The following is a 7,468-nucleotide window of genomic DNA, read 5'->3' as shown; positions in this document are numbered from 1 at the left end:
CATTGGTGGGGAGGCAGGCTCGTCTTCCAACAGTTGCCGCAGTTCCCCTGGCTCGAATGCCATCATCGGTGGGGAGGCGGGTTCATCCTCCAGCAGCTGCCGCGGCTCTTCCTCGTGCGGCAAGCGCCTCCTTAGCCGGTCTTGCAGCGCCTGCCGATCGGCAACGAGGTTGTCGAGGGGCAGCGGCTCGTGGTCTGGCCGCTGCCCTTTCACCAATCGTTCAACCAGCGCCCACGTGCCCTCCAGGACAAATACGCCGCAATCATAATGGTTCGTCTGTCTGGCCATGGGGGCTGGCGCCAAGGTGGCATTCAGCAGTCCTGCGAGCTGTTTTGCAGGCACGTCGTTATATCCCTCTCGCTGGAGGGAGTCGTAGTGATAGGCGAACCGCCTTTCCGGGTCGCGGCGATCAACGAGCAGCAGCGACCAATGGGTGCCGGGGCTAGTAGCCGTGCCATTATTCACTGGCAAGAACAGGAAGTCGGCTGTGGCGTTGTTTTGATTATAGATGGACTGCAATATGCCTCGAGCGTCTTGCGGCGACGTGTGTCGCAGTAGATGGGATACGGAAGGATCCACCAGCCGAGTCCGGGCAGCGAGCGCCGGATTGATCCCCTGCAGTTGCCCCTCCAGCAAATTGTAATCTCTCTGGATATGGGCGTCGCTCAGCCATTCGGCGGCGCCGAGCACCCGCCCCGTTGCAACGTTGGACGGGGCTGTCGGATCGAGCGCCCCGATCTGAGCCCCAGAGGAACTGGTAGTCAGTGTGGTCACATCAACCAGTGGAAGGCCGCGGTAGGTGCCTGGCAGCCTAGCGGTTGCTGGCGAGGCGGGTTGGGGAGCTCTTGCCGGTGCCGCTGGCCCAGCTTCAGCAGCGGCCCCAACGCGCCTGGTGACTGCGTCTGCCGGATGAGCAGAAAGGACAGTTTCGCGCCCGAGCACAATGCGCGGCAGGATATCCCGGAGGTGAGCCAATGCAGAACTGATACTTAGCCTATTACCATAGGAGACAGCCTTGAAGCTCTCAACATCTTTATCCAGCGATTTGTCGTGAATCCGAGCCGCAATCCCAAGCTTGTTATTTTGACGCAGGTACTGACTAAAATGTCTAAGAAAATTTGTATAGCCGCCCACGGTATCTGGATTCCGTCCGGTCGCAGGCGCTGCCAGGTACTCCTTGGTCGAAGCGGCTCTGTAATTTCTAATGAGCTCGGCATCGTCAGGATAGGGGATCACGACAGGGCGAGCCATAATCGGGGCTCCGCCTGTCGACTTCTTGAGGTAACGCAGTGCGCCAGCCACGGTGGAGGAACCACCCGTACTCTCGTACTCCTTGAGATCCTGATCCAGCGACGAATGGTAAAGCCGAGCAGCAAACCCTGGCTTGTTGTTTTGAAGGAGCCACCGACTAAAGCCGAAAAGAGAATTTACATTGTAAGTGACCGTGTTCGCTTTGGCCTTACCCGCGTGGAATGCTGCCCTCAGCCCTTCGATAGCGGTCGCATCGTTGGAATAGACAGGACGCTTGTCGGCACCGTCGGGGACTACAATTGGACGATCCGGCTGCACTGTCGAGGGCATCGACCCACCACCTCCGGGATGCGGTGCTGGGGTGGATTCGTGCTCATCCCTCTGCCTGACGAGCTGCGCCTCACATTCCGGTGTAGCCACCTCATGAGGATCCTGCATCGGTTCGATCCCCTCCATCTCCTGCTGCAACCAAGCCAAAGCTTGGCGAGCGGCCTGCGCGGCTTCATCAACCGCGGAGGATGTCTCCACACCTCTGGCGGACGCCGGCAGAGCCTGCTCCGCCCGCCGTCGAAAGAGCTCTGGCGAGGCGGATTTCTCCGCCCACAATCTGGGCTGCGTAGCGAGTCCCCGTCCAGATTTATGTGGCACCGCCTCGCTTGGCAGCGGGCTGCTCCTGTCCCGTGCAGCTACCAGCTCCTCCGGGGCGCCCTGGTCGCCGTGGCGCCAGTTCAAGTGAGGGACGGCCTCTCCAAAGTCGGGCGCTTGGTGTTGGTGCGCGGTTGGGGCGAGAGACAATGGTAGATCGGTGCCCTCCTTATAACCTACCGGCAGGAGCTCCTCTGGCCAATCGAATCCCTGCTGTGGTGCGGTATGCTGAGCAGCGTCGCCACGGGGACGAGCCTCCATGCTGACCGCGTTTTCCAGATGATTCCCGAGTATAACGCGCGGCGGGTTCTTGCGGAGATAAACCAGCGCAGATTCGATCGGAGCTCCACCATTAGAGGAGGCGGCCTTGTAGCTCTCAACATCTTTATCCAGCGATTTATCGTAAATGCGACCCGCAATTCCGAGCTTGTCATTTTGACGTAGGTAATGACTGAAATGGTTAAGAGCAGTTGCGTAGCCGCTCGCGGATCTGAAATGTCTGGTGAGCGCGGCGTCGTCAGGATGGGGGTTCAGGACAGCGCGACCCACAATCGGGCCGGCTCCGCCCATCGACTTCATCAATTGACGCAGTGCGCCAGCCACGGTGGAGGAACCACCCCTACTCTCGTACTCCTCGAGATCCTGGCTCAGCGACGGATGGTAAAGCCGAGCAGCAAGCCCTGGCTTGTTGTTTTGAAAGAGCCAACGACTAAAGCCGAAAAGAGAATTTGTGCTGCGAGTGACCGTGTCCGGCCTGGCTTTACCCGCAAGGAGTGCTGACTTCAGCCCTTCGATGGCGGTGGCATCGTTGGAATAAACAGGACGCTTGTCGGCACCGTCGGGGACCACAATTGGACGATCCGGCTGCACTGTCGAGGGCATCGACCCGTCGAGATGCGGTGCTGGGGTGTATTCGTGCTCGTCCCCCTGCATCACAAGTTGCGCCTCCCGTTCCGATGTACCCACCTGATCGGTGGGGAGTTGCATCATCACGCGAGCGCCTGAGTTGCCAACCTCACCTGGTTGCCGCTCAGTGACAGCATGCTGCAGATTGCTTTGGATCCTCTGCCTCTTCGTTGGTCTCAACTCACCTTTACCATGCGAGCCATTGACGAGGACCTCCTCGCCTAGCGCACCCATCAACTCGTCCGCCGCCTGCAGTTCGCCCAAGTGCTGCTCAAAACCGGCTTGGCCGGCCTGTCCGCTTGCTCGTGCGGTACGGCGTGCTGCACCTGCAGCCAAGCTGCCACGATGAATGTCTAGTTTGTACGGGTGCACGCTATCCTCACTTCCACAGATCACATGAGCAACCTACTCAGGCAAGCTTTCGAGAGGCTGACGAGGTCCGCCGCCGCGGAAGGCGAAGGCTGGTTTTCTGCTCAGCGGTTGACGGCCTCGCGTGTTGCGGCCGCGCCGGGTATCACGCCAATCAATCTGAATAGTCGATGCGTCAAACGAACCAGGATGGGATTTTCGTAGCGGGGCTGCTCTACTCACTCTTGTCCTGAGGGCAGAATTCAACCATATCGCCGAGCAACTGGATGCCGATTGGATACCCGATCCGGAAAGCTTCAGCTCATATGTGACGCGAGGATGAGAATCGTGGCAGCTCCAGACCGACGGGCTGCCACCCACAGCGGCGATGACCGACGAGGGTCTTCTATTGCCAAGGCAATCGTCCGTTCGGGGACCTATGTGTTCCAATGCTCGTCGAGCGGATCGGTGGGCCGCACCGCCGTAGCGTTACGGCGAGCGGAAGCGGCGTTGGGTGCGGCTTTTCCCCTGAACGCTTCACACCAGGCTGATAGGGGATCTTGCAATCGCACACACGCGGTCTGCAGGCGTGCCTATCAAGCAGTTTGCTCAGACCAACGTCGCGGCGAGCCGATCCTCAATACGCAGCGCAAGTCCTAGACTCCACGATCGTCCTTCGGTGCAGATTTGCTCGCGCCTCGCCCTGATTACAGCTGATAAGGCGAGCTAACAATTGCAAGAGCCACAAGCTATTCCAGCTCGATCGGTTTGGTGTTCCAGTCGGGCGGGGTCTGACCGAGAATGTTGCGAACGAAGAAGTCTAGGAGTTTGCGCTCGGTGTAGGTGCCTAGAGTATGGTGATTGGCACCAGGAACGTAGACCATGTCAAAATCTTTTCCTGCCTTGATGAGTCGATCGGCAAGCTGGAACGAGCAAAACGGATCGACATTATCATCCATTTCGCCGACCGCGATCATCAGCTTGCCCTGCAGCCTGTGAGCATTGTCAACGGCGGAGGATTGCGAATATTCAATGCCGACCGGCCACCCCATCCAAAGTTCGTTCCACCAGGTCTTGTCTATCCTGTTGTCGAAGCAGCCGTTTTTGGCGACGGCGACCTTGTAGAAATCGGGGTGAAAGAGCAGCGCGCTGACTGCACTCTGGCCGCCGGCGGATGCGCCAAAAATGCCGACGTTGGATATGTCGTACCATGGATATTGCGCGGCCGCCGCCTTGTGCCACAGAATGCGATCGGGAAATCCTGCGTCCTTCAGATTCTTCCAAGCAACATCATGGAAGGCGCGGGAGCGGTTGTTGGTGCCCATGCCGTCGATCTGAGCAACGACGAAGCCCAGCTGCGTGAGCGGCTCTGTCCACCGCGAGAAGGATTTTGGGACGAAGGAGCCGTGGGGTCCAGCATAGATATTCTCCACAACCGGGTATTTCTTCGTCGGGTCGAAGTTGGCTGGCAGGTGGAGCACGCCCCAGATGTCAGTTTTGCCGTCGCGCCCCTTGGAATGGAAACTGAGCGGCGGCTGCCAGCCTGCGGCGACGAGCTCAGAAATGTCGGCCGTCTCGATCTGCTGGAGCTTGGCATTGTCGCTGGCGCGGTAGAGTGCCATGCGCGGGGGCAGATCGATGCGTGACCAGAGATCGACATAATAGCGCCTGTCAGGCGAGAACTCGATATGGTGGTTGGCCGGTTCGGGCGTCAGTGCAGTCAGTCCCTTGCCGTCAAAGCCGATGCGGTAAGCATGGACCCAATAGGGGTCCTCCTGCGAGTTCATCCCGCTCGCCTCGAACCAGATCTGACGCTTGACCGGATCGACATGGTTGACCCTCCGGACGACCCACTCACCTCGCGTGATCTGGTTTTCGAGCGCGCCTGTCCGGCCGTTGAAAAGATACAAATGCTCATACCCGTCGCGCTCTGATGCCCAGATGATCTCCTTCCCGTCATCGACATCGTAACGGAAGATTTTTCCGGCATCCTCCTGGCCATGCCCCAGCGGCAAATAATCAACGAATGTCTCGCTGGTCTCATCGATCAGGGAGCGCCCGCGGCCCGAGGCGGCGTCTACCTCGACCAGGCGATAAAGCTGATGCCCGCGCTGGTTATATTCGAAAGTGAAGCCGCGGCTGTCCGCCCACCACCGGAGAGGGGAAAGTTCGAAGACGTTCGAGAAGAGGGCACCGTCAATCACGATCTGGCGCCGGCCGGCAATGTCGAACAGGACTGGCTGGGGCAGCGGAAGGACATCGCCCGGCCTGGGATAGAATTTTGTTGAATATTCCCGCTCCAACTGGTCCGTCGAAGAATTGAGGTAGCGGACCTCTCGCCTATAGCCGGGGCGAACAAGGTAAGCGGCGAGGTGGCGCGAGTCCGGCGACCAGCTCAGCGTCGAAAAGACGTAGCAATTGCCTTCGGCTCCGTCCCGGCTCAGAGGAACATCCTGCAATCCGTCCTCGCTGCGCAGGAAAACGTTGCAGTTCTTGATATAGGCGATCCATTTGCCGTCGGGCGACGCGTTGCTCTTGTCGGGGTTGTTCTCCGCTGGCGGCGTGTAGCGGTGGCTGAGCTCCCTACGGTCCCCTTTCCTTGCATCGAATGTGGTGCTGGTACAGTCATAGCTTGCAAGGTCGCAGCTCCACCGGGTGTCTTCAATCTGGAAGTCGAGCCTGCGACCATCCTCACTCAGTTCGAAACGGTCGAACGGAAGATTGCCGGCTTGATAGCTCTCATGGCTCACCTTGTTTAGCGCTGCCGCCAGACGCGCCTGATCGAAAGCGGGCCGCTTGAAACCCGTGGCAGCATCGACCTGCATGAACTGCTGCTCGCCGTGGCTAGTCCGGCGGTAGACGAAGGCTTCACCCCCGGTCAGCCAGAAAGGCATTTTGGGGACATTGACAGTGAGCCCGCCATATCGATCGTTGATCGTAAGTGCGCGCTTGAAATCGGCCGGCGCTAGCGTCGGGTGTAAACTTTTCGAACCCTTGGCCAGCGTCTGAGTTGCCGATCGCCATGCGGCGCGCGTCAAAGCGCCGATCCTGGACATACCTGTTCACTTCTTTCGGTTTTCGGAATGCTAATTTTGAAGTTGGGTTCTCGTCGCCGGTCTGCAGCAGCGCCGAAGCGTCGCCTTGGAGGAGAGCCAGCACGCGGGTGCAGCCAGGCACGCGCAACAGGGGCGCTCCTTGGACATCCAGGCACTGGTTCGGGTGCCGATTGAAGAGTTGGCGTCCGCCGCCGAAACAACCAGGAAAGAGCGTCCATGCAGCCCTGACGCGACTATTTCCCCGCGAGTATGGCCGCTTGCTTTTCTGCATCATCTGAAAGGTCCTGCTCTAGTCGGGCCGGATGTCACCCCGGCAGAAATCATTGTGCTATTTCGACAATCTCCGAGCGATTGCCGCCGGCCCATGACGAGGTTTACCGATAGGGCGCAATATGCGTGCCAAAGGAAAAGCGGTTTAAATACACGGCAATCCGCCTATGTCGCATCCCCAACATCGTCGCACACCGGACAATGCCGGACGAAATTGTCCCGGGGCGTCAAATTGGTTTGATGGTGACCCAAGGAGTTCTGGCTTTATCTGAGGCGTTCGGCCTTTTTCGAAAGCCGGACTCTTCGCGCGTTTCCGACGGCCCGAAGCGCCTGATCAAAGCTGACGGCATTCCCGGGTCTTGGCCTTGCCACAGCAGCACCTGCTGCATCAATTCCGACGGACGCTGTAGAACACCTGCAACACACGGCCCGCAGCAATTTCTCCGGCGCAACGCTGGGGCGACCGCCTTTGGCACTGCAGGCGTACATGCCGGAAAGGATGCCGTCTAGCCGCACCAGCGCTCCATTGATCATCAGCCGGTGCGGGCACCAGGATGACCGGCTGGAACGAAATCTTCCAACCGCTTCATCGTGAACAGCTGCTCCATGAACACATCGCTCCCGTCAATCGAGCCGTCTCGCCAGGGGGATCAATAGTCTGTCTTTGGCGTAGGTATTTCAGCAGCCTGCTGTTAGCGTGCGGACGACGCCGACATCAACCGGCGGACAAATGCGACGAGGGCAACAAGCGCGCCTGACGCAACGCCGCCAGATCAGCCGAGCCCGTGCAGAAGCAGGCGACGGCCAACTGGCGGATGACGATCTCGAAATGCGCGACAACGGCCCCGGTGGACACTGTCGCCGCGCCCAGCACGCTGGCCGCCTGCCCGGCGATGTCCGCACGCTAACAGCAGGCTGCTGAAATACCTACGCCAAAGACAGACTATTGATCCCCCTGGCGAGACGGCTCGATTGACGGGAGCGATGTGTTC

The 7,468-nt window shown here is 59.3% G+C and carries 2 protein-coding genes and 2 pseudogenes; all 4 read right to left on the bottom strand.

Translation table 11 applies throughout. The annotated features are described in order from the left end of the window. The coding region (locus tag EN991_RS15810; RefSeq protein ID WP_245460979.1) for a Ulp1 family isopeptidase at nucleotides 1-3,066 on the bottom strand (3,066 nt) is incomplete at its 3' end. An 833-nt stretch (nucleotides 3,067-3,899) separates the two neighbouring features. Further along, a complete protein-coding gene (locus tag EN991_RS15805) occupies nucleotides 3,900-6,206 on the bottom strand; it encodes a S9 family peptidase (RefSeq protein WP_063169235.1) in 2,307 nt (768 codons plus the stop codon). Nucleotides 6,207-6,873: 667 nt separating this feature from the next. Further along, nucleotides 6,874-7,105 (bottom strand): annotated as a pseudogene (locus EN991_RS40890) (IS5/IS1182 family transposase); the annotation flags it as partial. A gap of 86 nt (nucleotides 7,106-7,191) precedes the next feature. Beyond that, nucleotides 7,192-7,377 (bottom strand): annotated as a pseudogene (locus EN991_RS15800) (type 2 isopentenyl-diphosphate Delta-isomerase); the annotation flags it as partial. Between the last annotated feature and the right edge of the window lie 91 nt (nucleotides 7,378-7,468).

The organism is Mesorhizobium sp. M7A.F.Ca.US.005.03.2.1, from assembly GCF_003997795.1.
GTDB classification, from domain to species: domain Bacteria; phylum Pseudomonadota; class Alphaproteobacteria; order Rhizobiales; family Rhizobiaceae; genus Mesorhizobium; species Mesorhizobium ciceri.
The sequence above is the reverse complement of the archived record's forward strand: the minus strand, read 5'-3'. Positions and strand labels throughout refer to the sequence as shown.

Coding starts and splice junctions, on each gene's coding strand:
- EN991_RS15805 (WP_063169235.1), bottom strand. CDS start 6,206: ATGTCCAGGATCGGCGCTTTGACGCGCGCCGCATGGCGATCGGCAACT.